Genomic DNA, 283 nt, shown 5'->3' with positions numbered 1-283 from the left:
GCAGGCTCAAGGCATGCTGGAACAAGCAAAAGCAGATTTCGAGCTAGCCACGGAAAATCGTCAAGCGATGGAACAGCGCCTGGAACTCGCGAGACAGGCGCAAGCGATGGCGGAACAAACGCTGGTACAGGCTCAACAGGAATGCAATGCACGGCTGGCATCTGTCGGCCGGGCTGTTGAAGTTGGCACTGCTCGGTTGACTGCCGCACAACAGGCACTGAATGCATACCTGGCGACGAATCCGTCCGCTGGACAGTTTCATGCCTGGCTGAAATGGGACCCC

At 57.6% G+C, this 283-nt stretch carries 1 protein-coding gene; it reads left to right on the top strand.

What is annotated here, in order from left to right; translation table 11 throughout:
- Nucleotides 1-13 precede the first annotated feature (13 nt).
- Nucleotides 14-283, top strand: a 270-nt coding sequence (locus AC3XQU_RS23750) for a hypothetical protein (protein WP_489876593.1), incomplete at its 3' end; no start/stop codon positions are given.

The sequence above is a fragment of the Telluria sp. AZSoR62 genome, from assembly GCF_058111565.1.
Note: the sequence above shows the minus strand (reverse complement) of the source record. Positions and strands in the feature narration are given on the sequence as shown.